The sequence below is a fragment of the Kitasatospora sp. NPDC005856 genome, assembly GCF_040629945.1.
Classification (GTDB): domain Bacteria; phylum Actinomycetota; class Actinomycetes; order Streptomycetales; family Streptomycetaceae; genus Kitasatospora.
In genome coordinates, this window is record NZ_JBEXWT010000226.1 from 1 (window position 1) to 1,544 (window position 1,544).

Annotated in this window: 1 pseudogene; it reads left to right on the plus strand. The window is 69.1% G+C overall.

Annotation, left to right across the window (positions count from 1 at the left end):
* Positions 1 to 69: 69 nt before the first annotated feature.
* Positions 70 to 1,095: pseudogene (locus ABZ449_RS42115) on the plus strand (IS110 family transposase); the annotation flags it as partial.
* Positions 1,096 to 1,544: the final 449 nt, after the last annotated feature.

Consider the following 1,544-nt stretch of genomic DNA (forward strand, 5'->3'; position numbering starts at 1 on the left):
AACGTGGATGCCGGCGCGCTGATGCCGCAGCTGAGGCCGGGGAGGGCACGACCACTGTGGGGAGTGCACGTGATCGACACAGGTGACATCGACGTCTACCTGGGCCTGGGCCTGGGCGTGGGCAAGGGCGAGCGCCATGCGACCGCTCTGGCCCCGGTTGGCAAGCGGGTCTTCGACAAGCGGCTGCCCAACACCGAACCGAAGCTGCGTGAGGTGTTCAGCAAGCTTCAGGCCAAGCCCGGCACCGTGCTGGTGGTGGTGGTCGACCAACCCGCCTCGATAGGAGCACTGCCGCTGGCCGTGGCCCACGACGCGGGCAGCCCACTCGCCTACCCGCCCGGCCTGACAATGCGACGTATCGCTGACCTCTACCCCGGCGAGGCCAAGACCGATGTCCGAGACGCGGCGATCATCGCAGACGCCGCGCGAACAATGCCGCACACGCTCCGCGACGTGGCAATGGTCGATGAAACCGTCGCCGAGCTCGAGAAGATCGTCGGGTTCGACGACGACCTGGCCGCCGAGTCCACCAGGATCAAGAACCGGCTGCGTGGCCTGCTCACCCAGATCCATCCCTGACCGGAACGGGTCCTTGGCCCCAGACTGGACCATCCCGCCGTCCTTGCTCTGCTCGAACGCCACGGCGGCCCAGGCCAGTTGAGGAAGGCCGGGAGACGCCGCCTGGTCACCCTGCTGCGGCCCAAAGCCCCACGACTGGCCGAGTGCCTGGTCGAGGAGATCTTCGGAGCCCTCGCCGAGCAAAGCGTTGTCGTGCCCGGTTTCGACGCCGCCGCGCTCATCGTCCCCAGCCTCGCCGTCTCACTCGGCTCCGTGCTCGACCAGCGCAAACTCCTCGCCGCCGAGCGACAGGTGCTCTCGCAACTCACGTATAGAGCCACCCACCCACTTTCCCTGGCCCTGACCTCCATGCCCGACATAGGGGTCAGGACCGGAGCCCGCATCCTCATCGACGTTGGCGACGCCGGCACCTTCCCGACCGCCGGCCACCTGGCCGCCTACGCGGGCCTGGCGCCAGTGACCAGAAGCTCCGGCTCCTCCATTCGCGACGAGCACCCATCCCGCCGCGGCAGCAAGCATTTCAGCCGTTGCCGACACGGGAAGTGGTGTCCAGGTGCTTCGTCATGCCGAGGGCGCCAGGAACGTCCTTTGACGCGTTGTAGGACGAACGGAGCAGCCAGATCGCCCGGCCGGGGACTTCTTCACCCGGCCGGGCGGATCCCGCGCGCATGTCAGGCGGGGTCCCCAGGTGGAAAGTGCTGGTCGAGGACCTCGGCCACGTCGGCACGGCGACGAAGCGGCCGGTCTCGTCGGCCTGGGCCTGGACGAGCTGAAGGAGGGTCGCGGTGAAGGGATCCGCAGGCGGTCCGGCCGGGAGCGCCGCTGTGGCTTCCCGTAGCCGGCTGTGAGCGACGGGGAAGGCATCCTTGGCCCCCGCGTCCCGCGGGGCCGGGAAGACGTACATCTGCATGGCGGCCGCGCGGAAGATGGTGCCGCGCGGCCGGGTGCTGGTGCTGGCTCTGCTG